The organism is Agrobacterium sp. O3.4 (assembly GCF_041414895.1).
Lineage (GTDB): Bacteria > Pseudomonadota > Alphaproteobacteria > Rhizobiales > Rhizobiaceae > Agrobacterium > Agrobacterium cucumeris.
This window is the reverse complement of record NZ_JALPZP010000001.1, coordinates 730509-756749: the sequence shown is the minus strand read 5'-3', so window position 1 is coordinate 756749 and position 26241 is coordinate 730509. Positions and strand designations below refer to the sequence as shown.

Genomic DNA, 26241 nt, shown 5'->3' with positions numbered 1-26241 from the left:
TCTGGCTTAGGCCGCTTCACCGATGATGTCGGCGTAACCATTGTTTTCCAGTTCCAGCGCCAGCGCCTTGTCACCCGAGCGGATGATCTTGCCCTTGTAGAGAACGTGAACGCTGTCAGGCACGATGTAATCAAGCAGGCGCTGATAGTGGGTGATGACGACAGTGGCGCGATCCGGCGACTTCAGCGCGTTGACACCGTCAGCCACGATCTTCAGGGCGTCGATGTCGAGACCGCTATCGGTTTCGTCGAGCACGCAGAGTTTCGGCTCCAGAAGCGCCATCTGCAGGATTTCAGCGCGCTTCTTCTCACCGCCGGAGAAGCCGACGTTCAGCGGACGCTTCAGCATCTCCATGTCGATCTTCAGATCGCCGGCCGCTTCCTTGACGCGGCGAATGAAGTCCGGCGTCGTCAGCTCGGACTCGCCGCGCGCCTTGCGCTGCTCGTTCATAGCAACCTTCAGGAACTGCATGGTGGCGACACCGGGAATTTCGACCGGATACTGGAAGGCAAGGAAGATGCCCTTGGCCGCACGCTCGGCAGCATCCAGTTCCAGAATGCTTTCGCCGTTGTAGAGAATGTCACCGGAGGTGACTTCATAATCTTCGCGGCCCGACAGGATGTAGGACAGCGTCGACTTGCCGGAACCGTTCGGCCCCATGATGGCGGCAACCTCACCGGCAGCAACCTTCAGGTTGAGACCCTTGATGATCTCGGTTTCGGTATCGGCGATCTTTGCGTGCAGGTCGATGATTTCAAGCATGGTTTTGTTCCTGTTCATGGTGCGGTTTCAAGGACCGCCTCGTGCGCCCCGTCAGGGCTTGTCTCAAATCTCTCATCCGTCATCCTCGGGCTTGACCCGAGGATCCAGGAAGTGGGTTGTCTCTGCTCAGGCCAAGGGCCGTAGATCCTCGGGTCAAGCCCGAGGATGACGTCGAGCAAGAGTTAACCGACCGAACCTTCCAGCGAAATGCCGATCAGCTTCTGCGCTTCCACGGCAAATTCCATCGGCAGTTCCTGAATGACTTCCTTGACGAAGCCGTTGACGATCAACGCGATGGCCGCTTCTTCCGGGATGCCGCGCTGCAGGCAGTAGAACAGCTGGTCTTCGGAAATCTTCGACGTCGTCGCCTCATGCTCGAAATGAGCGGAGGAATTCTTCGCCTCGATATAGGGCACGGTATGCGCGCCGCACTTGTCGCCGATCAGCAAGCTGTCGCACTGCGTGAAGTTGCGGGTGTTGGTTGCCTTGCGGTGGGCAGACACCTGGCCGCGATAGACGTTTTCCGAAAAACCGGCGGCAATGCCCTTGGCGATGATGCGGCTCGACGTGTTCTTGCCGAGATGGATCATCTTGGTGCCACTATCGATCTGCTGGTGGCCGTTGGAGACCGCGATCGAATAGAATTCGCCACGGCTGTCATCGCCGCGCAGAATGCAGGACGGGTATTTCCAGGTAATCGCCGAGCCTGTTTCCACCTGCGTCCACGAAATCTTCGAACGGTTGCCACGGCAATCGCCGCGCTTGGTCACGAAGTTGTAGATGCCGCCCTTGCCTTCCTTGTCGCCCGGATACCAGTTCTGGACGGTGGAATATTTGATTTCGGCATCATCAAGCGCCACGAGTTCAACCACGGCGGCGTGAAGCTGGTTCTCGTCGCGCTGCGGTGCGGTGCAGCCTTCCAGATAGGAGACGTAGGCACCCTCTTCGGCGATGATCAGCGTGCGCTCGAACTGGCCGGTGTTCTTTTCGTTGATGCGGAAATAGGTGGAAAGCTCCATCGGGCAGCGAACACCCTTCGGCACGAACACGAAGGAACCGTCGGTAAAGACAGCGGAGTTCAGCGTCGCGTAGAAATTGTCCGTCGTCGGAACGACCGAGCCGAGATATTTCTTCACCAGCTCCGGATGCTCGCGCACGGCTTCCGAAATCGACATGAAGATGACGCCGGCTTTGGCCAGTTCCGCCTTGAAGGTGGTGACGACCGAGACGCTGTCGAACACGGCATCCACCGCCACCTGGCGCTTTTCAACACCGGCGAGGATTTCCTGTTCCTTCAGCGGAATGCCGAGCTTTTCATAGACCTTCAGAAGCTCGGGATCGACTTCATCGAGCGACTTCGGGCCGGGCGTGCTTTTCGGCGCCGCGTAATAATAGAGATCGTTGAAGTCGATCTTGGGATAGCTGACGCGCGCCCAGGTCGGCTCTTCCATCGTCAGCCAGCGCTTGTAAGCCTCAAGACGCCATTCCAGCATCCATTCGGGCTCCTGCTTCTTGGCCGAGATGAAACGGATCACCTCTTCCGAAAGGCCCTTCGGGGCCTTGTCGACTTCGATATTGGTTTCGAAGCCGTATTTGTACTGGTCCACATCGATCTGGCGTACCTGATCGATCGTTTCCTGAACCGCTGCCATGTCGTTCTCCAATCTCGCCGGAGCCAAGGTCCGGTGGCTTGTCAACGTATCAAGGCGGAAAGCCGCCTTATTCATCTTCGGGCAAATCGTTCCGAGCCGTCAGCCGGGGCGGAGCTTATACCCATGTAGGTGCGGGATGGCGCTTTTCACACATCCCGGCAAGCGGAAATTTGCGATTCCGCAATTCTTTGCCGCATTTTACGCGGCCTGACCGGAAAGCTTGCGCCGCCCGGCAATTTTCGTGAACGCCGCAAGCGTCCTGTCTATGTCCGCCTCGTCAGTCGCATGGCCAAGCGAGATCCTGAGCGCACCGAGCTTCGGATCACGCCCCATCGCGCTCAGCACATGGCTTTCCCCCACCTTGCCGGATGAGCAGGCCGAACCGGCAGACAGCGCAATACCTTCTATATCGAAGGCGATCTGCCCCGTTTCCGCCTTCAGGCCAGGCAGGGTGAAAAACGTGGTATTGCCGACACGGGCGACATCCTCGCCGTGAATGATCACGTCGGGCGCACTCACCCGCATGCCGTCTTCCAGTCGCGCCCGCAAAACGGCAAGGCGCGCCGCTTCAACGCCCACAGTCAGGGTCGCAACAGCCGCCGCAGCACCGAAACCGATGACGGACAGGGTATTTTCCGTACCCGAGCGATGTCCCTTTTCCTGCCCGCCGCCATGGATCAGCGGCTTCGGCATCATCACCTCGCCGCGCGAGATGAGAGCGCCGACACCTTTGGGCCCACCAAGCTTGTGCGACGAGATAACGAGGAAATCGGCATCGAGCGCATTGATATCGAGCGGAATACGGCCTGCCGCCTGCACGGCGTCGACAACCATCAATCCGCCAGCCGCATGCACCAGCCGCGCCGCTTCCGCCACCGGCTGAACTATTCCGGTCTCATTGTTCACCAGCATGCAGGCAACCATCGGCAGGCCGGCAGCGGCATCGTGTGACGCCAGCAGCACCTCAAGCGCCGCAAGGTCAAGGACACCCGCTGACGTTACGGGAACTTCCGCAACGTCATCCTTGCCGAACCGTCCGCCTTCGCGGAAAGCCGGATGTTCGATGGCCGAAACGTAAAGGCGGCTGACCCGCACCGGGCTGCGCCCCATTTTGAATTCGGGTGTCAGCACCAGATTGGCAGCTTCCGTCGCCCCGCTGGTGAAGGTGACATGGGCCGCCTGCGCACCGGCAAGCGCTGCAACCTCGCGGCGGGCGTTCTCAATGGCGGCGCGGGCCGCACGCCCTTCCCGGTGAACCGAAGACGGGTTGCCGGCAAGATCGAGCGCAGACACAAGAACATCACGCACGGCGGGCAAAAGCGGCGCCGTGGCGTTCCAGTCCATATATGTGCGCGTCAAAACCGTCATGGCGGTGAAGCTTTATCCAATCTTCAATGCGTAAAAACGCATTTTTCTTGAAATTACAGTTGCGCTTGCCTTATGACACCACCCGAGTGCTTAAGCACACGCAAAGTTTCGAATTGTTCTAAACTGCGTTCTAGAAAAGCTGACACAGTTCGTCAAGTCTTCTCATTGGCAGAATGCGGTTCGGGAACGAAAAAACACGGACCGGAGTACCAATGCCCGAAGTCATCTTTAACGGCCCTGCGGGTCGCCTCGAAGGCCGTTATCAACCCTCCAAGGAAAAGAGCGCGCCGATCGCGATCATCCTTCATCCGCATCCGCAGTTTGGCGGCACGATGAACAACCAGATCGTCTATCAGCTGTTCTATCTTTTCCAGAAGCGCGGTTTCACGACGCTCCGGTTCAACTTCCGCTCCATCGGCCGCAGCCAGGGTGAGTTCGACCACGGCGCCGGCGAGCTTTCCGATGCCGCCTCCGCTCTCGACTGGGTGCAGAGCCTGCATCCCGATTCGAAAAGCTGCTGGGTCGCCGGTTATTCCTTCGGCGCCTGGATCGGCATGCAGCTCCTGATGCGCCGTCCGGAAATCGAAGGCTTCATGTCGATTGCGCCGCAGCCCAATACCTACGACTTCTCCTTCCTCGCTCCCTGCCCGTCCTCCGGCCTCATCATCAATGGTGATAGCGACAAGGTCGCGCCTGAGAAGGACGTCAACGGTCTGGTCGAAAAGCTGAAGACCCAGAAGGGCATCCTCATCACCCACCGCACCCTTCCCGGCGCCAACCACTTCTTCAACGGCAAGGTGGATGAGCTGATGGGCGAATGCGAGGACTACCTCGACCGCCGCCTGAACGGTGAGCTTGTGCCGGAACCGGCGGCCAAGCGTATTCGGTGATTGGCCGCGCCCTGTTGGCAGGCGGCTCGATTTTTCTAAAATGATCGCCGGCAGGTGTGGTTCACCCCCCTCTGCCCTGCCGGGCATCTCCCCCACAGGTGGGGAGATCGAATCGTGGTTATCTCCCGACCCTCTCTGACCTAGCGCCCCAAGCGGGGAGCAGGCGTCTAGCCGATCTCCCTCCTTGTGGGGGAGATGCCCGGCAGGGCAGAGGGGGGTAAGCCAAGCCCGCGTCCTATACTATGATCGTCATTCCGATCGCACCAAAACCCCACCCGTCACAGGCTCCTTCACCCCCGTCGTCCCCGGATAGGTCAGCGGCAGCCCCCTCATCGAACGCACCGCCAGATAGGCCCAGGCCTCCGCTTCCATCGCACCGCCATCAAACCCCGCCTCTTCCGCCGCGATCACCCGCGCACCGGACTTTGCTGCAAGCTCGGCAAATTCCCCCATGATCACCGGATTGAGCCGCCCACCACCGCAAACCACATAGGTCTTCGCCGTTTCCGGCAAATAGCTCGCCGATTTGAGGATGGCAGCACCCGTCAGATGCGCCAGCGTCCGTGCCCCATCCGCCAGAGAGACCTCACCCTTTTTCGGCGGCGCGAAATCGCCGCGATCGAGCGAGCGGCGGATATTGGCCGAGAAGAACGGGCTTTCCATATAACGCGCCACCAGCGAGGCAACCACGCTGCCGCCTGCCGCCGTTTTGCCGCCCTTGTCGAAGGCCTTACCCGTATGCGCCTCGATCCACTGGTCGATCAGCATGTTGCCGGGGCCGCTATCGAAAGCGGCAAGCCGCCCCGCCTCACCGATATAAGTCAGATTGGAGATACCGCCGATATTGACGAAAACGGCGGGCGTTTCGAACCCATCAGGCAGATTGGCGGAAAGCGCCATGTGATAGGCGGGGATCAGCGGCGCGCCCTGCCCGCCATGCACCATGTCGTTGGCCCGCATGTCGTACACCACGTCGATGCCGGTTTCGGAGGCCAGCAGCGCGCCGTCGCCGATCTGTACGGTCAGTGCCTCATCCGGCCGGTGCAGCACGGTCTGTCCATGAAACCCGATGACATCGATATCACCGGGCAGAAGCCGGTGACGATGGAGAAAGGATTTCACCGCCGCCGCATGGGCAAGCGTCAACTTGCGCTCGGCCTCGCCCAGATCACCCGGACGCTCACGCCGTTCGCGGATGGATTTGGCTGTCGTGAGCGCCTTCTGCCAGATGGCGCGCAGACCGGGATCATAGGGGAAATAACCGCTCGGCCCGTGTCGCACCACGTTTTCGCCATCCGTGCGTAACAGGGCTATATCGATACCGTCCATCGATGTGCCGCTCATCAACCCGATTGCCGTTTTAACCTCACCCACGCGCCGCTCCCTTGCAATATCGAATCATGCTGACATGAATCGCGGTTATTCATGGCCGAAACGGGTGCACTTTTTAAAAAACAGTGATAAAGCCCCGGCGTTCATTGGCTCCAATGAAGCAAATATCCAACCAGAAAGTAAAAGGTTATGTCCAGGTTCAAGTCCGATTTCCTCCGCACGCTCGATGAGCGCGGCTTCATTCACCAGATCTCCGATGAGGCAGGTCTCGACGAACTGTTCGCCAAGGAAACCGTGACCGCCTATATCGGCTATGACCCGACGGCTTCGAGTTTGCATGTCGGTCACCTCACCCAGATCATGATGCTGCACTGGATGCAGAAGACCGGCCACCAGCCGATCTCGCTGATGGGCGGCGGCACCGGCATGGTGGGCGATCCCTCCTTCAAGGAAGAGGCCCGCAAGCTGATGACGATCGACATGATCGAGGACAACATCACGTCGCTCAAGCATGTCTTCGCCAACTACCTCGATTATGAACGCGCCAATAATCCGGCGCTGATGATCAACAATGCCGACTGGCTGCGTGGCCTGAACTACCTCGAATTCCTGCGCGATGTCGGCCGCCATTTCTCGGTCAACCGCATGCTGTCCTTCGACAGCGTGAAGACGCGCCTCGACCGCGAGCAGTCGCTGTCCTTCCTCGAATTCAACTACATGATCCTGCAGGCCTACGATTACGTGGAGCTGAACCAGCGCACCGGTTGCCGGCTGCAGATGGGCGGTTCGGACCAGTGGGGCAACATCATCAACGGCATCGACCTCGGTCACCGCATGGGGACACCGCAGCTTTACGCGCTGACCTCACCGCTTCTGACCACCTCTTCGGGTGCGAAGATGGGCAAGTCGGCATCGGGCGCCGTGTGGCTGAACAAGGACCTCCTGCCGGTCTATGATTTCTGGCAATACTGGCGCAACACCGAAGATGCGGATGTCGTGCGCTTCGCCAAGCTCTTCACCACCCTGCCGATGGACGAAATCGCCCGCATTGCGGCGCTTGGCGGATCGGAGATCAACGAAGCGAAGAAGATCCTCGCAACCGAAGTGACGGCGATCCTGCATGGCCGCGCTGCAGCGGAAGAAGCGGCTGAAACCGCGCGCAAGACCTTCGAGGAAGGCGTGCTGGCTGAAAACCTGCCCTCCATCGAGGTTCCGGCATCCGAACTCGAAGCCGGCGTCGGCGTCCTCTCCCTCATCGTCCGCGCCGGCCTTGCCGGTTCGAACGGCGAAGCCCGCCGCCACGTTCAGGGCGGCGCGGTGAAGATCAACGATCAGGGTGTTTCCGACGAACGCCAGACGATCGGCACCGGTGAAGTGACCGGCGACGGCGTCATCAAGCTGTCCGTCGGCAAGAAGAAGCACGTTCTGGTTCGCCCGGCGTAAGGGCAACGGAGAGATGTTCTTCCGGGGGAACGAAAGCATCTCCCGGGACAACTCCACCCCTCCCCGTCATCCTCGGGCTTGACCCGAGGATCCACAGCCCGGCGCAATGATGGATCCTCGGGTCAAGCCCGAGGATGACGTCGAGTGTGTGGCCGCCTTGTGATGTGGGCCCTGTTACTGAAATTCGAAAATCTGCCGGAAGACACCCGGCGCGATCAGCGACAGCGGGTTGATGGTCAGCTTCGGCTGGTCCGTCTGGCCGGATAGTTTGAAGGTAATGCCGAGCAGTCCCCGGTCGCGGCCGTTGCCGAGGAAGATGCCGATGAAGGGCAACTCGCCAAACAGCCGGTTCAGGCCATAAGCGGGCATGAAGGTACCGGTCATGTCCATGCGGCCGCTCTGGTCCTTGAGCAACCCCTGGAACGTCGCGCCGATCTGTTCACCGCGCACCACGCCGTTTTCCACCGCAACCGAACCATTGACGTAAACCACGCGGGCAAAACCGCGCTGGAACTTCTCCGAGCTGACATCGATGTTGCGGCGAACCGCATTGTTGAGGCTTCTGCCATCTTCACCGGCGGGGGTGGCGACGATATCCTGCAATTTCGCTTCGTTGACCACGGCGAAATTGCGCAGGTCGAGCGAACCGCTCCAGTCGCTGCCATTGGCGGTCGTCAGCGCCAGATTGAGAAGACCGCCACGGATGCGGCTGTAGATATTGGCGAAACGGGCAAGCGAACCGGCATCACTGCTGGTCAGCGTCACGGTTCCCGTCGCGCCGCGATTGGTGGTCTGCGCCACCACCGCCTGGCCGTTGCCGGTGACACCGCGAAAATCGATCGAACGCACCTTGCCGTCGCGCACGCTGATATCGGAACTGACATTGGCGAGGATTTCGTCGTTGAAACCATAGACCTTGTCGAACTGTGTCTTGATGGCAAGCGAGGGCTGCGAGCGCGACGTGCCATCACCGCCGCCGGAAGAACTGCGCAGTTTCGAAAGGAACGGCCGGACATCGGCGGATTTTCCCGAGGCGGTGATGATATAGCCGTTTTTGGAGGCCGCGACGGAAACGGCATAATTGTCGGAGGGCGACAGCTGCACACGGCTGAGATCGGCTGAAATCAGCCCGTTCTTGCTGAAGGCGATATCGCCGGCGCCGCCGAAACCGTCCCCGTCGAGGGAAAAATCACTGATCGTCGTGCGGCCATCCACTGTCTCGGTGGTGAAAGCGGCTTTTGCCGGAATGCCGATACCCTTGCTCCAGCCAAGCCCCGGCAGAATGATCGACGCCCGGGTCAGATCAAGCTTGATGTCCTGCCGTTTCGGATCCGCACCATCAACTTCCAGCACCGTCGTGCCGCCAAGAACCGAGGACAGTTCCGGCGCAAGCTTGGCGACCTGCGTTTCGTTCAGGGTCGCCTTCAGCGACAGCGTTGAGGGGACATCGCCGTTCTTGCGCACCGGCTCCGTCATCTCGATATCCATCGGCACATCGTCCACACGGCCCTTGCCCTGAAGCTTGAGCTGCCGGTCGTTCAACGCCATGAAACCGTCCAGCGCCGTCACCTTGTGACCGGCAAAGGGCTTCGTCAGCGCCAGGTTCTTCAAATCGAGATCGGCCGTCCACACCGGCGGAGGCGGGTTCTGGCTGGACAGCAGGCCAACGGTCAGCTTCGCACTGGCCTTCACGTCACCGGTGAAATCTTCCGGTTTGAACTGCGTATCCTTCAGCGCATTGATCGGCTTCAGCGTCGCAAGCTCGGCAACGGCGTCGGCAGAGCCGGAAACATTCAACTCGACATTTCCGAGCAGCGGCTTGTCATAAACATTGGAGATGAGGAACCGGCTGTTCTCCAGCGCAAGCGACCGGTTGGACGGGAAATAGGATGTCGCCCGCTCGATGTCGACGGTCATGCCGCCGCCGACCATATTGAAATGTGCATCGACATCCCGAAGCGGCGGAATATCGCCCGTGGTGTTCAGCCGCGTATCGTCAATATCGAAGCGGATCTGCATTTCGCTCTCGCCGAGCACCAGCGGGCAGCCGGGACCGCACATCCGCCCCTGCGGAATGAAGATCGCAATCGAGCCATTGGTGACCGTGCCGCCATAAAGGTTGGTTACCACCCACTCACGCGGCTTGTGCGCCATCCAGAACGGCCAGAGCTGCTTGACCGCCGTGGCCTCCATCTTCGGAATCTGGCCGCCAAAGCTGATTTCCGGCGAGCCTTCACCGAAGCGGACTTTCAGCGATCCCGCCATGTCTCCAAGCGGACCGGTAACGTAAAGCGCGGGAACGTCGAGCTGCTTTGTCGCCGCCGTAAATTGCCCATCCGCCTTCAGGCTGAAGGGAACCGGCTCCTCGCCCGAGGCTTCGGCCGAAGCAATTCCGTTGTCGACCCGGAGTGAAAGGCCGAAACCCTCCTCCGTATCGCGGATTTCACCGGTAACCGGTATAATCGTCCGTCCCAGCTCCAGCCGCGAATTGGCGATTACCAGGGTACTTTTTTCGAAATCATAGCGCGCATTGACGCTGCCGGCCGTGAAGGGCTGGGCTTCGCCACCAATCAGAAGCGTTCCGTTGCCCATGCCGACAGAAACTTCCAGCTGCGGCTCATGCCCTTCCGCAGCGCGCCGGGCGACGATGCTGACACCGGTCTTGACGTTTAGCCCCTCATGCAGATTGCCCTGCGGATCGAATTTTTCCAGAAACGGCCCGATATCGAAACCGTCGATCCGCGCCTGAAAACCGTCGATCACGCCGCCGGACCCAGATGTCGTCAGCGAGAGACTGGCGATCTCGCCGTTAAACAGCGTCTCCCCGTCAAGCGAATATCCACCCTGCTGGTCGGGTGTGAGCGACAGCTCGCGTATCTCGATGGTGCGTGGTTTTCCAAGCTCGCCGGGCGGCAGATGCACCGAAACGCTGGAAATATCGATTTCCTCGGTCCCGCTGCTTAGGAAAGCCTGGGCAAGCTTGTCGAGTTGTCCGAAGGCAGCCTGCAATTGCTGCGGTACGGCGTCGAGCTTGATGCTGGAAAGATCAAAACCGTTACCCTTGGGCAAAAGTGCCGTGTCGAGCTCCATGCCATCGGCTTCGAGGCTCTGTACCGAGATGCGGCCGGTCAGCAGCGCAAGCGGATCAAGCGCCATGCCGATCGCCCGGGCCCTGCTCAGATGCTGGCCGGAATCCTTCTCGACGATATCCACATCCTCGGCCACCAGCGCCAACCGCAGCCCGGTGGAGAACCTTATGGCCGAAGAGCCGATCCGGGCGCTGTAATGCGGTCCAAGCGCCCTCTCCAGCGCCTGTTGCGCCTGGCTGGAGAGCGTCTTGTCGATCGATCCCGTCTCGACGGAAAGAATGATGCCGCCGATGGACAGGAAGGCCAGCACGAAAAGAGCCGCGAAAATCTTGATAAAGGCGCGTAGCATGGAGCGCGGCGCCGGGCAATGCACGATGATGGGATCTTCGGCCTGTGCCGAAGGAAGATCGTGCAGGGCAATGATATCGCGCCTGCCGAACTTGACCTTTTCACCCCTGACTTCAGCCATACGCCCGTGCTTGCCCCTGAATAGCTTTTGTTTCGCCGCAACACCGGAGCGGGATGGCGAAAAGTGTAAGCGGTTTTCGTCTGGAATCCCGCTTTAATTCTTTAATCCAGATCACGATTGAGATTTCGGACCGATTAGACCTGAAATCTCAATCGTGATCTGGACGACGCGCGGTTTCGCTATATATCGAATGTGGCGACTTTCACTCAACATCCCGGCGAAAGAAAGGTAGATTATGACAGACTTGACGATTGGCAGCCCGGCTCCGGATTTTACTTTGCCCCGTAACGGTGAAGGAACGGTGACATTGTCCAAACTTCAAGGCAAGGCCGTCATTCTCTATTTCTATCCGAAGGACGATACTTCGGGTTGCACCGCAGAAGCGATCGACTTCAGCGCGCTGGGCGGCGAATTTGAAGCCGCCAACGCCGTCGTCATCGGCATTTCGCCGGACAGTGTCAAAAGCCACGACAAATTTGCCGCCAAACACGCGCTTTCCGTCATGCTGGCCTCCGACGAAGGCCGCAAGGCTCTCGAAGCCTATGGCGTCTGGAAGGAAAAGAGCATGTATGGCAAGAAATACATGGGTGTGGAACGCACCACCGTCCTCGTCGCACCGGACGGCACAATCGCGGAAATCTGGAACAAGGTGAAGGTTGCAGGCCACGCGCAGGCCGTTCTCGAGGCTGCAAAAAAGCTCTTAAAAAAACGGATCTTATGTGACGCCCCCGTTCAAAATCATCTCGCTGCGCGGCGGAGCGACGGACGCCATTGCGAGCGCCGATCTCGACCGTAAAACCGCGCTGGCACAGGAAACGGCGACGCGGTGGTTCGAGCGTCGCCTGTCGTTGCGGTCTCCGCTCGATCCACCCTTGCCCGAACGTCCGGGCAGACCGGAGAAGCCGGAGCTCGTGCCGCCGACCGCCGTCGAGCGCCGCTCGCTTCACACCGTAAAGGGCCGCATCGCCCTGCTGCATGCCATTGCCCATATTGAACTCAACGCCGTCGATCTCGCGCTCGACATCGTCGCCCGTTATGCGAGCGAACCGGTGCCGCACTCTTTTTTCGACGGCTGGATGCAGGTTGCCTTCGAGGAGGCGAAACATTTCCGGCTGGTGCGCGACCGGCTCAGAAGCCTCGGGGCGGATTACGGCGATCTGCCCGCCCATGACGGGCTGTGGCAGGCGGCTCATTCCACCCGCAACAACCTGACCGCGCGGCTGGCCGTCGTGCCGCTCATTCTGGAGGCGCGCGGACTGGACGTTACGCCTTCCCTGCAGGCCAGGATGCGGGAAACCGGCGATCTCGAAAGCGCTGCCGTTCTCGATGTCATCTATAACGACGAAAAGGGCCATGTCGCCATCGGCGCCAAATGGTTCCGGTTCCTGTGCGCCCGTGAAAAGAAGGATCCGGCTGCAACCTTCAGACAACTGGTGCGTGCCAATTTCCGCGGCCCCCTGAAACCGCCCTTCAACGACCTCGCCCGCGCCGAGGCCGGCCTGACACCGTCCTTTTATCGCTCGCTGACCTCCGTCAGCCACAGCTAAAACCGCGCCAGGCAACACGGCACAAGCGCAGATAGATGCTTCCGGCAAAACTTCGTTAACCTTAACGAATTATGATTTCCTGTGAGAAATCGGCCAGTCCGGAGAGAGATTTTGACTGATACAGCGGAAAACCGGGTATTCGGCAAAAAGCGGCCGCAGCACGTCCTCATACTGGCGAGCGGCGAAAAAGTTCGGCACATGACCATTCGTCCGTGGATGGCGGCCCTTGCCGGCTGCACCATCGGCCTGTTTTCGCTCGGCTATCTCGGCGCTACCGGCTACCTTATCCTGCGTGACGACCTGATCGGTGCGACCATGGCGCGCCAGACCCGCATGCAGAACGACTATGAAGACCGTATCGCAGCGCTGAGGGCGCAGGTGGACCGGGTCACCTCCCGGCAATTGCTCGACCAGCAGGTCGTTGAAAAGAAAGTGGAAAAACTGCTGGAACAGCAGGCGGCGCTGACCTCCAGGCACGGGCGAATGAGCGAGTTGCTGGAGCGCGCCGAAAATTCCGGCGTCGCCGCCACACCCGCCACGCCCTCTTCCCTTTCAAACGCCATGGTGCCGGAAAAACGCGCCGATCTGACGGGCGGCCTGTCGGCAATCGAAAAGCTTATGGCGCCGCGCAAGCCGCAGCCGGCCCCCCCCGCCGCAACCGACAAACGCGCCGCTTACGTGCCTCAATCCGGCGAAACACCCTCGGACCGGGCCGATCGGGTGTTTTCCAAAGTGACCATTTCATTGAAGGATATCGAGCGCCAGCAGATATCGCGCATTGCCAGATTGACGAACGATGCCGAAGACAAGGCAAGCGCGATGCAGGACATCATCCGGCAGGCCGGATTGAAAATCGACGAAACCGGCACGGACGATATTGGCGGCCCCTATGCGGCGCCCGAACGCAGCGAAACTGACCCGTTCAACCTGTCGCTGAACAATCTCGACAATGCGCTGAACCGGCTGGACATCGTCAAGGAAACCGCAACCGCCCTGCCCTTCGGCAACCCTGCTCCCGGCAGAACGATCACCAGCCGCTTCGGCAATCGCATGGATCCGTTTCTCGGGCGGCCGGCTCTGCACACAGGCATCGATTTTCGTGCCGAAACCGGCGCCGACGTCAAGGCCACCGGGGCGGGCAAGGTCACCGTGGCGGAAAATTCCGGCGGTTACGGCAATATGGTCGAGATCGATCACGGTCAGGGCGTCTCGACGCGATTCGGCCATCTCTCCGCAATCCTCGTCAGGGCCGGCGACAAGGTGGAGGCCGGCGACATCATCGGCCGCGCCGGCAGCACCGGCCGTTCGACCGGTCCACATGTGCATTACGAGGTGCGCCGCAACGATACGCCGGTCGATCCGATGCGGTTCCTGATCGCCGGTGCCGAGCTTAAAACCTATTTAAAATGACGCCCCAGATTTAACGCTTTTTTTGCGCTTTTTACGATAAATCGCACGAAACTGCGCCACAGGCTGAAAAGCCTCGTCAGAACCGCGACGTTTCGCGTGCTTTTCCCGTTGTTTCCTTGACTTTCCGGCAATTTGGGCATATCCCCGCGCCAAGTCTTTGCAAGTGTCGCAGCGGCACGCAGGTGTTCTTACCGAACCAGAACGGAAAAAGTTCTTCCTTTGACAACATTCTCTGATCTTGGCCTGAGCCAAAAAGTTCTTTCCGCTATTGCAGATGCCGGCTACACGACGCCGACACCCATTCAGGCCGGCGCCATTCCGCCCGCACTGGAAAAGCGTGATATCTGCGGTATCGCACAGACCGGCACGGGCAAAACCGCGTCCTTTGTGCTGCCGATGCTCACCCTGCTCGAAAAGGGTCGCGCACGCGCCAGAATGCCGCGCACGCTGATCCTTGAGCCCACCCGTGAGCTTGCGGCGCAGGTGGCCGAGAATTTCGAGAAATACGGCAAGAATCACAAGCTGAACGTCGCCCTGCTTATCGGCGGCGTGTCGTTCGAAGATCAGGATCGCAAGCTCGAGCGTGGCGCCGATGTTCTCATCTGCACCCCCGGCCGTCTTCTTGACCATTGCGAGCGCGGCAAGCTGTTGATGACCGGCGTTGAAATCCTCGTCATCGACGAAGCCGACCGCATGCTGGACATGGGTTTCATTCCCGATATCGAACGTATCGTGAAGATGATTCCCTTTACCCGGCAAACACTGTTCTTTTCGGCCACCATGCCGCCGGAAATCCAGAAGCTGGCCGACCGCTTCCTTCAGAACCCGGAACGCATCGAGGTCGCCAAGCCCTCCTCCACCGCGAAAACGGTTACGCAGAACATCGTCGCTGCGCATAACAAGGACTATGAGAAGCGCGCTGTCCTGCGTGATCTCGTCCGCGCCGAAGAGGCCGAACTCAAGAACGCGATCATTTTCTGCAATCGCAAGAAAGATGTCGCCGACCTGTTCCGTTCGCTCGACCGTCACGGTTTTTCCGTCGGCGCGCTGCATGGCGACATGGACCAGCGTTCGCGCACCACGATGCTGCAGAACTTCAGGGATGGCAATCTGACGCTGCTCGTCGCCTCCGACGTTGCGGCGCGCGGACTTGATATCCCCGATGTCAGCCACGTCTTCAACTTCGACGTTCCCATTCATGCCGAAGACTATGTCCACCGCATTGGCCGCACCGGCCGTGCAGGCCGTTCGGGCAAAGCCTTCACCATCGTCACCAGAAATGACGCTAAATATCTCGACGCGATCGAAAAGCTGATCGGCGAAAAGATCGAGTGGCTGAATGGCGACCTCTCCTCGCTGCCCGCACCCATGGAAAGCTTTGAAAGCAATTCCGGCCGCCGGGGCAACAAGGAACGGGGTGGCAGGGGCCGCGACAGGAACCGTCGCGATGCGGCTCCGGTCGAAAACATTAATCAGGATGTACAATCCGCTGCGGTTACCGAGATCGTGGCTCACGGAGACGACAAGGTGAAAGCAGAACGCAGACCGGAAAAGACCCCGCGCAATTCCGACCGCAACATCCGTAATCCGCTGCACGCCAATGACGACAACCGCGAGCGCCGCCGCCACTATCGCGACCATGATGACGGCCCGACCCCGGTCGGCTTCGGCGACGACATTCCCGCCTTCATGCTGATCGTGGCCAACGCCAAGGGCTGAGGCCAGTACCAATATGACGCCGACAATCAAACCAGGGCTCGATTTTCCGGGTGTCGGCGTAGGCCTTGCGATATTGCGCGATGGCCAGTTGCTTCTCTGCCGGCGCTTGAAAGCACCGGAAGCCGGATACTGGAGTATTCCGGGCGGCAAGGTTGATCACCTCGAATCCTCCCTCGCCGCAGCACGGCGAGAGGCCGAAGAAGAGACCGGGCTGACCATCGGCAAGGTCGAATTTCTCTGTCACAGCGAATATATCGATACCGAAGAACGGCACCATTGGGTGTCGCTGATCTTCGTCGCCCGCGATACCCGTGGCGAGCCGGCACTGACCGAACCGGACAAGCTTTCCGATATTGGCTGGTTTTATCCCGACAATCTTCCCGCACCCATTTCCGCCTTCGCGAGGGACGCGCTGGCCGCCCTGAAATGACGCCGAATAAGGGACCGGCAAGTGCAACGGTTACCGCAGGCCGGGCGTCTTTAAAATCTGGAACGGGTGCGTCGAAAAAGGCGGAAGCCTCGCCTGCCTGCAATGAAGGCAAGCCGGCAGAGCGATTTCTTTTCGGCAAATATAATAATAAGAGAACAGCTTTGCGTGAAGCTTTTCAGATTCAATTTTAAATTGCTTAAATTAGCTTTATGTAAAAAACCGCCCCAGTTTCCCGAAGCGGTTTATACGTAATGAAAATAATAGAATATAGAATGTAATATAGTCTGGCAGTGCTTATAATCGGAACACTTTCCGAGGCTGGTTACAGCCAATTTCAGTCGTCCCCTGAAACACGTATATCTAAGCTAAACATTTACTTTCCGTCAAGCAAATCTTCTCGCAAATGCGAAAAAAGACACGAAGAAAAATTGACGGAGAGCCAAAAAACTAATTTTTTTCTTTTAATATCAATAATTTAAATATATGAAAATAAAATGTGCACTTTTCGCGGCTGCACTTTAAAGGGCAAAACAGCGCACAAGCCATTGCTAAACTGTGCTTATACGCATCGCGTGTTACAGTTTTATAAAGTAAAAATCCTCTCAACAAGTAATGGAGATACTTCTCCCGTCACGCGTCTCACGAGCGACTTGTCGATCAGCAAAAATGAATCCGCAATCAAGACAGTAGCGCACAATCATATTGGATAGCAGCAACTACAACGTGTCTTTAGACCCCGTTTGCTTGAATCGGACAACTGGCGATCAAAACCGCCGCCTCGTGCACCGCGATATGCGATTATGCTGGGGTTCCGGCGATTTTTCCTTTGGAAAACCGTTTGTTGCCGATAAACATCAAGCGGGACAACAGGATTTCGCTCACGTCATGCTTTCACTTCGCCTGCTAACGATCATCGCCGGTTTTGCCTTTGCGGGCTCAGCAAGCGCGGCGTCGATCGGCATTGTTGCTCCGCAGAACGGGCCATATGAGCTTCTGGGGCAGCAGGTGCGGCAGGGCGCGAAGGCCGCTGCCGCCAAACTCGGGCTTGATGTCGTCGAAATCCACGAAAGCTGCGAGGATGGCAGCGGCGGCGCCATCGCCGATGGCCTTGTGGCCGCCAAAGTCAGCGCGGCGATCGGCTTCCTGTGCACTGAAACGCTCCAGGATGTTCTGCCGCCATTGAAGGCGGCCGCCATCCCGGCGATCACGCTTTCCAGCCGCGCACCTATCCTGATGGAAGATGCGTTGAAATATGGCTGGCCGCTTTTCCGCCTCGCCCCTTCCGACAGGGCCGAATCGGAAAGGGCAGCGGAAATCATCCTGCGCGACTGGAAAGGTCACTCCATCGGACTGGTGGATGACGGCACGATCTACAGCCGCGACCTCGTCGACAGGATTCGCTCCAAGCTGGAGGAAAACGGGCTGAAACCCACCTTCACCGACACGATGCGCCCCAACCAGGAACAGCAGGTGGCGCTGGTGCGCCGGCTGGCGCGAACCGGCATCACCCATGTCTTCATCGGCGCGGAACGCAATGACGTCGCCATTGTCGCCCGCGACGCCGCCTCGGAAAGTTCCCCCCTTACCATCATGGGCGGCGATGCCATGAATGCGGCCAACGCCCCGGTAGCGCTTACGGCAAATGTACTCGCCATCACCCGCCCGGCCTATGACACATTGCCATCGGCCCAGGCCGTCACCGGTGAATTGCGCGCCGCCGGCATTGAACCGGAAGGTTATGTCCTGCCCGCCTATGCAGCCGCGGAACTGACGGCAGCGCTTTCGGAAGCAGCGCAGGCGCAGTCGAAACCCGCGCCGGAAATATTGACGACCGGCACCGTCTTCAAAACCGTGATTGGCGACCTGAGCTTTAATCCCTCGCACGAACTTGCCGACAATCCCTACCGCCTGCAGCGCTGGAACGGCCAGCGCTTCGAACCGGCGGACAAGGCCGAAAAACAATAGGTAAAGCCAGTGCGGCGGGAAATTTGAGGAAGCCGGGCTGAAAAGCGCCGCCAACCGCGCGGCAGGCCGTTTCAAACCCGGATACTTGGTGCTAAAGGCAGCTTACGCAACGCGTCGAGAGGAGTTTGCCCCATGTCCCTGCCCATCCGGATAGCCCCGTCGATCCTGGCTGCCAATTTCGCCAAGCTCGGACAGGAGGTCGCCGATGTCACGGAAGCAGGTGCCGACTGGATCCATCTCGATGTCATGGACGGTCATTTCGTGCCCAACATCTCGTTCGGGCCTGACGTCATCAAGGCACTTCGCCCGCACAGCAACGCCTTTTTCGATTGCCATCTGATGATCGCCCCCGTCGATCCCTATCTCGAAGCCTTCGCCAAGGCCGGTTGCGACAGCATCACCGTGCATGCGGAGGCCGGGCCGCATCTGCACCGCTCGCTGCAGACCATCCGCACACTCGGCCGGAAGACCGGCGTGACCCTCAATCCCGCCACGCCGCTTTCCGTTATCGAAAACGTGCTTGATGATGTTGATCTCATCCTGATCATGAGCGTCAATCCCGGTTTCGGCGGCCAGAAATTCATTCCCGCCATGCTCGACAAGATCCGCGCGGCAAAGGCGATGATCGGCGACCGGCCGATCGAGCTTGAAGTGGATGGCGGCGTAACGGCGCAGACAGCCGGCGCGATCATCGCTGCCGGGGCCAATGCACTGGTGGCCGGCTCGGCGGTCTTCAAGGGCGATGGTGTCGAAGACTACCGCAAGACGGTGTCATTGTTGCGCACGGCGGCGGAGGCCGGAAGGTCCTGACCCACGGAGAAAACACGCCGGAAGCAGGACTACGGGGCGTTTGGATGAGGGCTTGATGGACAGCGACAGGCAGGATTTCCGCAACACAGTATCGGCATCGCTGTTCCCTCTCCTTGCCCCGCTTGTCTGGGCCGTCTGTTCGGCGGCCACCGCCGCCCTCGGCCTCTATCTCCGAAACCGGCTGGAAACCGACCATGCCGCTGATATCGGGATATTGTTCTTCTGCGGTGGTCTTCTCGGCTGGCCGCTGGCCATGGTGGCGCTGCGCTTCCTGCCCGCTTCTACCAGCCTGACGCTGCGCTTTGCGGCAAGCTGTCTCGCCATCGCATTCTTCACTTTGGCGGTCGCGGCGATATTTTTCGCTTTTCAGTACCGCATCTTTTATGCGCAGTGGCATGCGCCGGCGTTTTCCCGCATCTGGTTTTTCCAGCAGATCTTCACCTCGCTCGGCGCAATCTACCAGTTCTGCATTCTCGGCCTCGGCCTTTATTTCCCCTATGCCGCCGTTCCGCTGGCCCTGGCGGGCGCAATCCTTTGCCGGCGGGCCCATCGCGCTACATAGCCATGTAGCTTTAGATTGAGATTACCGGAACACTTTGCTAAACGGGCAGCAAAACTCCCACAAAGCCAAGTTCCTCCACCAAGCCTAGCCTCTCTACGAAGAAAGCCATCGCCATGATCCCTCGTTACTCCCGGCCGGAAATGGTCGCCATCTGGTCGCCGGAAACAAAGTTCCGCATCTGGTTCGAGATCGAGGCATATGCCTGTGACGCACTGGCCGAGCTCGGCGTCATTCCGAAATCGGCGACCCAGACGATCTGGGAAAAGGGCGGCAGCGCCACCTTCGACGTCGCCCGCATCGACGAGATCGAGGCCGTCACCAAGCATGACGTCATCGCCTTCCTGACCCACCTTGCCGAATTTGTCGGTCCCGACAGCCGTTTCGTGCATCAGGGCATGACCTCGTCGGACGTGCTCGACACCACGCTCAACATCCAGCTCGTGCGCGCCGCCGATCTGCTGCTTGCCGATATGGACCGTGTACTCGCAGCACTGAAGACCCGCGCCTTCGAGCACAAGAACACGGTGCGCATCGGCCGCAGCCACGGCATCCATGCCGAGCCGACCACCATGGGCCTGACCTTTGCCCGCTTTTACGCCGAGATGCACCGCAACCGCGAGCGCCTCGTTAATGCCCGCGCGGAAATCGCCACCGGCGCGATCTCCGGCGCCGTCGGCACCTTCGCCAATATCGACCCGCGCGTTGAGGAGCATGTCTGCGCAAAGCTCGGCCTCATCCCCGAGCCGGTCTCCACGCAGGTCATCCCGCGTGACCGCCACGCCATGTTCTTTGCCGTTCTCGGCGTCATCGCCTCGTCGATCGAAAACGTCGCCATCGAAATCCGCCACATGCAGCGCACCGAGGTTCTGGAAGCCGAAGAGTTCTTCTCTCCCGGGCAGAAGGGTTCCTCCGCCATGCCGCACAAGCGCAACCCGGTTCTGACCGAAAACCTGACCGGCCTTGCCCGTCTGGTGCGCATGTCGGTCGTGCCGGCCATGGAAAACGTGGCGCTCTGGCATGAGCGCGATATCAGCCACTCCTCCGTGGAGCGCGCCATCGGTCCCGACACGACCGTCACGCTGGATTTCGCGCTGAACCGCCTTGCCGGCGTCATCGAAAAGCTGGTGATCTATCCGGACAACATGTTGAAGAACATGAACAAGTTCCGCGGCCTCGTGCATTCGCAGCGCGTTCTTTTGGCGCTGACGCAGGCCGGCGTTTCCCGCGAGGACGCTTACCGTCTGGTCCAGCGCAATGCCATGAAGGTCTGGGAACAGGGCGCAGATTTCCTTGAGGAACTGCTGGGTGACGAGGAAGTGCGCGCCGCCCTTCCCGAAGCGACCATCCGCGAGAAATTCGACCTTGGTTACCACACCAAGCATGTCGACACGATCTTCGCGCGCGTCTTCGGCAAGGCGTAAGGCAGGGTCTCCAAAGTTAATGCCGTCGCGGCCTTGATCGCGGCGGCATCACAACACAGATATGGGCGCATGAAAGTTTCAGAAGCAGATATCCTCATGGTACCGGGCTATACCAATTCCGGCCCCGACCACTGGCAGACCCGCTGGGAGCGCAAGCTTTCCACCGCCCGCCGGGTCGAGCAGGCGGAATGGACAAAACCCGTGAAGGAAGACTGGGTCGCCCGGCTGGTGGAAGAGGTCAATGCCTCCACCAAGCCCATAGTCCTCGTCGCCCATTCACTCGGCGTGCCGACCGTGATCCATGCGTTGCCGGAAATCGGCAAGAAGGTCTCGGGCGCGCTTTTCGTCGCGCCGCCCGATGTCGCCAATCCCGATATCCGCCCGAAACATCTGATGACCTTCGGCCCTTATCCGCGCGATCCGCTGCCATTTCCGACGATCACCATCGCCAGCCGCAATGATCCCTTCGGCACTTACGAACATGCCGATGACATTGCCGCCGCCTGGGGTTCGCTGCTGATCGATGCCGGCATGTCCGGCCATATCAACGCTGAGTCCGGCCACGGCCCATGGCCGGAGGGCGGCATGGTCTTCGCCCAGTTCCTGAGCCGACTGAAGGCGAACGAACCCTGACGAGGGGCTGAGGCAAGACCCGTCCCGCCACTTGCCAGTTGCACCGGCCGGTTTCCGGCCGGTGCAACCTTCCGGCCCGACACAAGAATTGAAGGGAAGATATGCGAGCTGCATTGTAGAATGCACTCTTTTCCTTTATGGGACCGCTCAAAGACAGAAACGTAACGCCACCAGAATCGGCGTCAACCAAGAGACCTGCCATTATGAACCGTCGCCGCCGTATTTACGAAGGCAAGGCCAAGATCCTCTACGAAGGTCCGGAGCCAGGCACGCTTATCCAGTTCTTCAAGGACGATGCGACCGCCTTCAACAAGAAGAAGCACGAAGTCATCGACGGCAAGGGTGTGCTGAACAACCGTATCTGCGAATATGTCTTCACGCATCTGAACAAGATCGGCATTCCCACCCATTTCATCCGCCGCCTCAACATGCGCGAGCAGTTGATCAAGGAAGTGGAGATGATCCCGCTTGAGATCGTCGTGCGCAATGTTGCCGCCGGCTCGCTTTCCAAGCGCCTCGGCATTGACGAGGGCGTGGTGCTGCCGCGCTCCATCATCGAGTTTTATTACAAGTCGGATGAGCTGGAAGACCCGATGGTCTCCGAAGAGCACATCACGGCTTTCGGCTGGGCCAACCCCGCCGAGCTTGACGACATCATGGCGCTTGCCATCCGCGTCAACGACTTCCTGTCCGGCCTGTTCCTCGGTGTTGGCATCCAGCTCGTCGATTTCAAGATCGAATGCGGCCGCCTGTTCGAAGGCGACATGATGCGCATCATTCTGGCCGACGAGATTTCGCCAGACAGCTGCCGCCTGTGGGACATCGAGACCCAGAAAAAGATGGACAAGGACCTGTTCCGCCGCGATATGGGCGGGCTCGTGGAAGCCTATTCCGAAGTGGCGCGCCGTCTCGGCATCATCAATGAAAACGAACCGATCCGCGGCACCGGCCCAGTCCTGGTAAAGTAATATCGGCCTCGTGAAGTAATATTGGCCTCTTAAGGTAAAATCAGGAGAAGATCAGGTGATCAAGGCACGGGTGACTGTTACGCTGAAGAACGGCGTTCTCGATCCGCAGGGCAAGGCAATCGAAGGCGCGCTCGGCAGCCTCGGTTTCGGCGGCGTCGGCCATGTCCGTCAGGGCAAGGTCTTCGATCTGGAACTGGAAGGCGCCGACAAGGCCAAGGCCGAGACCGACCTGAAGGCAATGTGCGAAAAGCTTCTGGCCAATACGGTTATAGAAAACTACGCTATCGCCATCCTCTAGATCGTTTTGGCTTTTCTTCGAATCTCCAAACCGACCTATGTCTTTGATTTTGCGCGTTGTCCGGACGTAAAAGCGTTTCCGCTTTTACTGGAAACGCTCTAAGCCGCAGGAGCCGTCCCGATGAAATCCGCTGTCGTCCAACTTCCCGGCCTCAACCGCGACCGCGACATGATCGCCGCGCTGACGAAAATCTCCGGAAGCGCGCCCGTCACCATCTGGCAGACGGAAACGGATATTCCCGACGTCGACCTGATCGTCATTCCGGGCGGCTTTTCCTATGGTGACTATCTGCGTTGCGGCGCGATTGCCGCCCGCATGCCGGTCATGCAGGCCATTCGCGAAAAGGCGGAAAAGGGCGTCAAGGTTCTCGGCGTCTGCAACGGTTTCCAGATCCTGGTCGAGGCGGGCATGCTGCCGGGTGCCTTGATGCGCAACGCCTCGCTGAAATTCGTCTGCCGGGAAGTGAAGCTAGAAGTCACCAATAACGACACCGAATTCACCCGCGCTTATGACAAGGGCCAGATCCTGCGCTGCCCCGTCGCCCATCACGACGGCAACTATTTCCTCGATACGGATGAGCTGAAGTCGGTGGAAGACAATGGTCAGGTCGTGTTCCGTTATGCTGAAGGCACCAATCCCAACGGCTCGCTGAACGACATCGCCGGCGTCATCAACGCAAAGGGCAACGTTCTCGGCATGATGCCGCATCCGGAAAACCTCATCGAAGCCGCCCATGGCGGCAATGACGGGCGTGGCCTCTTTGCTTCGGCGCTCGGCGTCATCGCAGCCTGATAGATCGGGCGGGCTTCGGGCCCGCCTTTTTTAATGCCGGCTTCCGGCTAAGTTTCGGCTTCTCTTCTGGATGACCTGATGCCTCGTCTTCTTCGCCACAATGCCTATAAAGCCACCGCATTGCTGCTCGCGGCAGTAGCGCTCGCCGCCTGCCAGCCGAAAACGCAGCCGGCTGCCTCCGTATCCCGCGCCGCCCTGCCGACGATGGAACGGATTGCTCTTGGCGCGAATGCCTGCTGGTTCAAATCGGGTGATGCGGCGTTCAAGGCCTATCGTCTGGCCCCGGAACTCAACTCTTTCTCCGGCCGTCCGCGCATCCTGCTCGTACCACGCAACAGCCCGGAATCACGCCCCATGCTGGTCGTTCAGGCAGAAGGCAATCCGGCGAAGCTCGATGCTTTCGGACCCGTCATGAACGAAGCCATCTCCGGCCGCATCGCAACCGATGTCAAGCGCTGGGCGAATGGCGGCAAGGGCTGCTGACTAGATACGTCTACGTCAAAGACGTCAGTCTCGCCCCGTGCCGAGGATCTGATCACCTCGAATAAAATCAATCCGTCGCAGATCCTCGGGACAAGCCCGAGGATGACGGCGGGCCATTTGCCTGCATCCCCGCGCAAATCCAATAAAAAAACCCGCCGACGCCGGTTGGGAGTGGCGTGGCGGGCTGCCGAATGGCTTGATGGCGCCGGGGAAAGAAGGCACCGCTCTTCGACAAAAATTATAAAGACCGCGACGGCCATGAGAAAAGCTGCGATTTCGCGGCTTCCTTCAAGGCTTCGTCCCGTGTAACGCCGATATCCTCCAGAAGATCGTCAGGCAATTCCCGCAAGGCGAGCCGTCCCCGTCGTTTCTGCTGCCAGCGCAACATGCCCATAATCAGGCGACCAATAAGCGTGCGGGCGATCTCGGCCGGAAAGGGCGCCGGTGCGACCATGTCGCCGGCATCGCGGAACACGCGTTCCCGTTCGTAGCCATCAGGATAAAGCGTATCCGCTGTCGAAAGGTATTGATCCATCTTGCGCATATTGCACCTATTGTCTCCGTGCGTTTAATCTCAATCAATGCAGACAATAAATACAATTGACTTGCTGACAGATACAATGCATAAATTGTCACCATGACAAATTGGCTTCCTGATCTCACCGAGGGCGACGGCCCGATTTATCTGCGCCTTGCGGACAGTATCGAAGGCGCGATTTCCGACGGCACCCTGCAGGCCGGCTCGAAATTGCCGCCTCAGCGCAATCTCGCTTACGATCTGGGCGTGACAATTGGTACAATCAGCCGCGCCTACGCGCTGATCCATGAACGTGGTCTCGTCAGCGGCGAAGTCGGCCGCGGCACTTATGTCAACGAGCGCAAGAGCCCCGCCCCGTTGTCGCGGGTAGAACCGGCGGCGGCGGCATTTGGCGGCACGCGTTATGCCATCGACACCAGCGCCGAGTTCCGCCTGAACACCACGGCGGCACCCGATGTTGGCCAAAGCGTGCTGATCGGCAAGTACATCGAGGCGCTCGCGAAAGAGCATCCCTTCGAAATTTCCAACTACACCCGCACCCTTCCAGACAACTGGTGCATGGCGGGCGCTCGCTGGCTGTCCCAGAACGGCTGGTCACCCAAACCGGAAAACATCGTTTCGACGCTCGGCGCCCATGCCGCAGTGATGAGCGTGGTAACGGCAATGACCGCGCCGGGGGACCGCATCGTCTTCGAACCGGTCACCTATTCCCATATCAGCCGCAGCGCCGCCCTTGCCGGACGCCGCGTGACACTGGTGGAGGCGGATGAAAAGGGCATTGTTCCCGATGATTTCGAGCGCGTTTGCGCCCAACAGCATCCGAAAATGATCTTCCTGATGTCGGCGGGCCAGAACCCCACCTGCGCCACCCTGCCTGAAGATCGGCGGCGGGCAATTGCCGATATCGCCCGCAGATACGGCGTATGGATCATAGAGGACAATCTCTACGGCGCTATGACCCGGGATGCGATCCCGCTCATCGCGGAATTTGCACCCGACATCACCTTCGTCGTCGGCGGCCTGTCGAAATCCGTTTCGGCCGGCACCAGGGGCGGCTGGGTGGCCTGCCCCTCGCAATTTTCATCGAGAATACGGATTTCGCATTCGATGCTGACCGGCGGCCTGCCCTTCATGCTGGCCGAACTGAATGCCCGCCTCGTCAATAGCGGCGACGCCGACGATATCCGCAAGGATTGCATTGCCGAAATCAACCAGCGCGAAGCGATCGCCCGACGCGTCTTTTCCGGGCTGGAATTCAATTCGCTGCCCGATATTGCCTTTTTGTGGCTGAGACTGCCCGAACCGTGGCTTTCGGGAACCTTCCGCAGCGCGGCCATGAAGGAAGGCGTGCTGATCGACGACGAGGACGAGTTCAAGGCCGGACGGACGGACAAGGTTTTCCACCGCATCCGCATCAGTTTTTCCGGCCCATCCGAACAAAAGGAAATGACGCAGGCCTTCGGCATCCTCAGACATCTGCTCGACAATGGGTCGGTGGGTTACGAAAGCGTGGCGTAGTCCTTTCTGGACCCGCAGGCATCACCCATGAGCCGCCGTGAACGGCACAAACCGCCAATTAGCGGGTGAATCCACGCATTTTCCTGTCGCACCATTGAGCCTCTTGCGCTAAAGAACCGGAAACTTTCCTCGGCTCGAACCG

General features: G+C 59.4%; 21 protein-coding genes and 2 pseudogenes. 17 read left to right on the top strand and 6 right to left on the bottom strand.

Features of this window, described 5'->3' with window-relative positions:
- Positions 1 to 6: 6 nt before the first annotated feature.
- The 3 genes from sufC to M0412_RS03635 form a co-directional block, all read right to left on the bottom strand.
- Positions 7 to 762: a Fe-S cluster assembly ATPase SufC gene (gene sufC / locus M0412_RS03645; protein WP_003522658.1), complete on the bottom strand. Its 756-nt coding sequence runs from the start codon at positions 760 to 762 to the stop codon at positions 7 to 9.
- A 182-nt stretch (positions 763 to 944) separates the two neighbouring features.
- Positions 945 to 2414, bottom strand: coding sequence for a Fe-S cluster assembly protein SufB (gene sufB / locus M0412_RS03640; protein ID WP_006698793.1), 1470 nt, complete (start codon positions 2412 to 2414; stop codon positions 945 to 947).
- 198 nt (positions 2415 to 2612) lie between these two features.
- The gene (locus tag M0412_RS03635) at positions 2613 to 3782 is read right to left on the bottom strand and encodes a cysteine desulfurase family protein (RefSeq protein ID WP_269699793.1); all 1170 of its coding nucleotides are present in this window, start codon (positions 3780 to 3782) and stop codon (positions 2613 to 2615) included.
- A gap of 212 nt (positions 3783 to 3994) precedes the next feature.
- Between M0412_RS03635 and M0412_RS03630 the strand changes: the two genes are divergently transcribed.
- Positions 3995 to 4672: an alpha/beta hydrolase gene (locus M0412_RS03630; protein ID WP_020012833.1), complete on the top strand. Its 678-nt coding sequence runs from the start codon at positions 3995 to 3997 to the stop codon at positions 4670 to 4672.
- 249 nt (positions 4673 to 4921) lie between these two features.
- On the opposite strand, the gene M0412_RS03625 is transcribed toward M0412_RS03630, so the two are convergent.
- Complete coding sequence (locus M0412_RS03625; RefSeq protein ID WP_269699794.1) at positions 4922 to 6046, bottom strand: anhydro-N-acetylmuramic acid kinase; 1125 nt, start codon at positions 6044 to 6046, stop codon at positions 4922 to 4924.
- 147 nt (positions 6047 to 6193) lie between these two features.
- Between M0412_RS03625 and tyrS the strand changes: the two genes are divergently transcribed.
- Positions 6194 to 7447, top strand: a complete 1254-nt coding sequence (tyrS, locus tag M0412_RS03620) for a tyrosine--tRNA ligase (protein WP_269699795.1) — start codon at positions 6194 to 6196, stop codon at positions 7445 to 7447.
- A gap of 174 nt (positions 7448 to 7621) precedes the next feature.
- Here tyrS and M0412_RS03615 read toward each other — a convergent pair whose 3' ends face one another.
- A complete protein-coding gene (locus tag M0412_RS03615) occupies positions 7622 to 11005 on the bottom strand; it encodes a DUF3971 domain-containing protein (RefSeq protein ID WP_269699796.1) in 3384 nt (1127 codons plus the stop codon).
- A 235-nt stretch (positions 11006 to 11240) separates the two neighbouring features.
- Between M0412_RS03615 and M0412_RS03610 the strand changes: the two are divergent.
- From M0412_RS03610 to M0412_RS03545, 14 genes and pseudogenes are all read left to right on the top strand, one after another.
- A pseudogene (locus M0412_RS03610) lies at positions 11241 to 11705 on the top strand (peroxiredoxin); the annotation flags it as partial.
- A gap of 19 nt (positions 11706 to 11724) precedes the next feature.
- Entirely contained in the window at positions 11725 to 12552 is an 828-nt protein-coding gene (locus tag M0412_RS03605; protein WP_269699797.1) for a ferritin-like domain-containing protein, read from the top strand.
- Positions 12553 to 12663: 111 nt separating this feature from the next.
- Positions 12664 to 13962: a M23 family metallopeptidase gene (locus tag M0412_RS03600; protein WP_269699798.1), complete on the top strand. Its 1299-nt coding sequence runs from the start codon at positions 12664 to 12666 to the stop codon at positions 13960 to 13962.
- A 219-nt stretch (positions 13963 to 14181) separates the two neighbouring features.
- Positions 14182 to 15681, top strand: coding sequence for a DEAD/DEAH box helicase (locus tag M0412_RS03595; protein ID WP_269699799.1), 1500 nt, complete (start codon positions 14182 to 14184; stop codon positions 15679 to 15681).
- 13 nt (positions 15682 to 15694) lie between these two features.
- Positions 15695 to 16111 carry an NUDIX domain-containing protein gene (locus M0412_RS03590; protein ID WP_269699800.1) on the top strand — a complete coding sequence of 139 codons (417 nt, stop codon included), beginning with the start codon at positions 15695 to 15697 and terminating at the stop codon, positions 16109 to 16111.
- An 838-nt stretch (positions 16112 to 16949) separates the two neighbouring features.
- A pseudogene (locus M0412_RS03585) lies at positions 16950 to 18076 on the top strand (ABC transporter substrate-binding protein).
- 132 nt (positions 18077 to 18208) lie between these two features.
- Positions 18209 to 18886 carry a ribulose-phosphate 3-epimerase gene (gene rpe / locus M0412_RS03580; protein ID WP_142840113.1) on the top strand — a complete coding sequence of 226 codons (678 nt, stop codon included), beginning with the start codon at positions 18209 to 18211 and terminating at the stop codon, positions 18884 to 18886.
- 55 nt (positions 18887 to 18941) lie between these two features.
- The gene (locus tag M0412_RS03575) at positions 18942 to 19448 is read left to right on the top strand and encodes a hypothetical protein (protein WP_269699802.1); all 507 of its coding nucleotides are present in this window, start codon (positions 18942 to 18944) and stop codon (positions 19446 to 19448) included.
- 113 nt (positions 19449 to 19561) lie between these two features.
- The gene (gene purB, locus M0412_RS03570) at positions 19562 to 20869 is read left to right on the top strand and encodes an adenylosuccinate lyase (protein WP_269699803.1); all 1308 of its coding nucleotides are present in this window, start codon (positions 19562 to 19564) and stop codon (positions 20867 to 20869) included.
- Positions 20870 to 20938: 69 nt separating this feature from the next.
- A complete protein-coding gene (locus M0412_RS03565) occupies positions 20939 to 21502 on the top strand; it encodes an alpha/beta hydrolase (protein WP_142840116.1) in 564 nt (187 codons plus the stop codon).
- A 203-nt stretch (positions 21503 to 21705) separates the two neighbouring features.
- Positions 21706 to 22470, top strand: a complete 765-nt coding sequence (purC, locus tag M0412_RS03560; RefSeq protein WP_003516002.1) for a phosphoribosylaminoimidazolesuccinocarboxamide synthase — start codon at positions 21706 to 21708, stop codon at positions 22468 to 22470.
- Positions 22471 to 22525: 55 nt separating this feature from the next.
- Positions 22526 to 22768, top strand: coding sequence for a phosphoribosylformylglycinamidine synthase subunit PurS (gene purS / locus M0412_RS03555; protein WP_003507918.1), 243 nt, complete (start codon positions 22526 to 22528; stop codon positions 22766 to 22768).
- A gap of 120 nt (positions 22769 to 22888) precedes the next feature.
- The gene (gene purQ, locus M0412_RS03550) at positions 22889 to 23560 is read left to right on the top strand and encodes a phosphoribosylformylglycinamidine synthase subunit PurQ (protein ID WP_052819707.1); all 672 of its coding nucleotides are present in this window, start codon (positions 22889 to 22891) and stop codon (positions 23558 to 23560) included.
- A gap of 78 nt (positions 23561 to 23638) precedes the next feature.
- On the top strand, positions 23639 to 24043 hold the full coding sequence (locus tag M0412_RS03545) for a hypothetical protein (RefSeq protein ID WP_142840117.1): 405 nt from the start codon (positions 23639 to 23641) through the stop codon (positions 24041 to 24043).
- A 238-nt stretch (positions 24044 to 24281) separates the two neighbouring features.
- On the opposite strand, the gene M0412_RS03540 is transcribed toward M0412_RS03545, so the two are convergent.
- A complete protein-coding gene (locus M0412_RS03540; RefSeq protein WP_052819706.1) occupies positions 24282 to 24587 on the bottom strand; it encodes a DUF1127 domain-containing protein in 306 nt (101 codons plus the stop codon).
- Positions 24588 to 24680: 93 nt separating this feature from the next.
- Between M0412_RS03540 and M0412_RS03535 the strand changes: the two genes are divergently transcribed.
- Entirely contained in the window at positions 24681 to 26099 is a 1419-nt protein-coding gene (locus tag M0412_RS03535; RefSeq protein ID WP_142840118.1) for a PLP-dependent aminotransferase family protein, read from the top strand.
- The last annotated feature ends 142 nt before the right edge of the window (positions 26100 to 26241 follow it).

Excerpts from the sequence above, each read along its gene's own strand:
- purC (WP_003516002.1), top strand. The coding sequence starts at position 21,706 with ATGAACCGTCGCCGCCGTATTTACGAAGGCAAGGCCAAGATCCTCTAC.
- M0412_RS03630 (WP_020012833.1), top strand. The coding sequence starts at position 3,995 with ATGCCCGAAGTCATCTTTAACGGCCCTGCGGGTCGCCTCGAAGGCCGT.
- tyrS (WP_269699795.1), top strand. The coding sequence starts at position 6,194 with ATGTCCAGGTTCAAGTCCGATTTCCTCCGCACGCTCGATGAGCGCGGC.
- M0412_RS03590 (WP_269699800.1), top strand. The coding sequence starts at position 15,695 with ATGACGCCGACAATCAAACCAGGGCTCGATTTTCCGGGTGTCGGCGTA.
- M0412_RS03575 (WP_269699802.1), top strand. The coding sequence starts at position 18,942 with ATGGACAGCGACAGGCAGGATTTCCGCAACACAGTATCGGCATCGCTG.
- M0412_RS03540 (WP_052819706.1), bottom strand. The coding sequence starts at position 24,587 with ATGCGCAAGATGGATCAATACCTTTCGACAGCGGATACGCTTTATCCT.
- rpe (WP_142840113.1), top strand. The coding sequence starts at position 18,209 with ATGTCCCTGCCCATCCGGATAGCCCCGTCGATCCTGGCTGCCAATTTC.
- M0412_RS03535 (WP_142840118.1), top strand. The coding sequence starts at position 24,681 with ATGACAAATTGGCTTCCTGATCTCACCGAGGGCGACGGCCCGATTTAT.
- sufC (WP_003522658.1), bottom strand. The coding sequence starts at position 762 with ATGCTTGAAATCATCGACCTGCACGCAAAGATCGCCGATACCGAAACC.
- M0412_RS03635 (WP_269699793.1), bottom strand. The coding sequence starts at position 3,782 with ATGACGGTTTTGACGCGCACATATATGGACTGGAACGCCACGGCGCCG.
- M0412_RS03565 (WP_142840116.1), top strand. The coding sequence starts at position 20,939 with ATGAAAGTTTCAGAAGCAGATATCCTCATGGTACCGGGCTATACCAAT.
- purB (WP_269699803.1), top strand. The coding sequence starts at position 19,562 with ATGATCCCTCGTTACTCCCGGCCGGAAATGGTCGCCATCTGGTCGCCG.
- M0412_RS03545 (WP_142840117.1), top strand. The coding sequence starts at position 23,639 with ATGCCTCGTCTTCTTCGCCACAATGCCTATAAAGCCACCGCATTGCTG.
- purQ (WP_052819707.1), top strand. The coding sequence starts at position 22,889 with ATGAAATCCGCTGTCGTCCAACTTCCCGGCCTCAACCGCGACCGCGAC.
- M0412_RS03615 (WP_269699796.1), bottom strand. The coding sequence starts at position 11,005 with ATGGCTGAAGTCAGGGGTGAAAAGGTCAAGTTCGGCAGGCGCGATATC.
- sufB (WP_006698793.1), bottom strand. The coding sequence starts at position 2,414 with ATGGCAGCGGTTCAGGAAACGATCGATCAGGTACGCCAGATCGATGTG.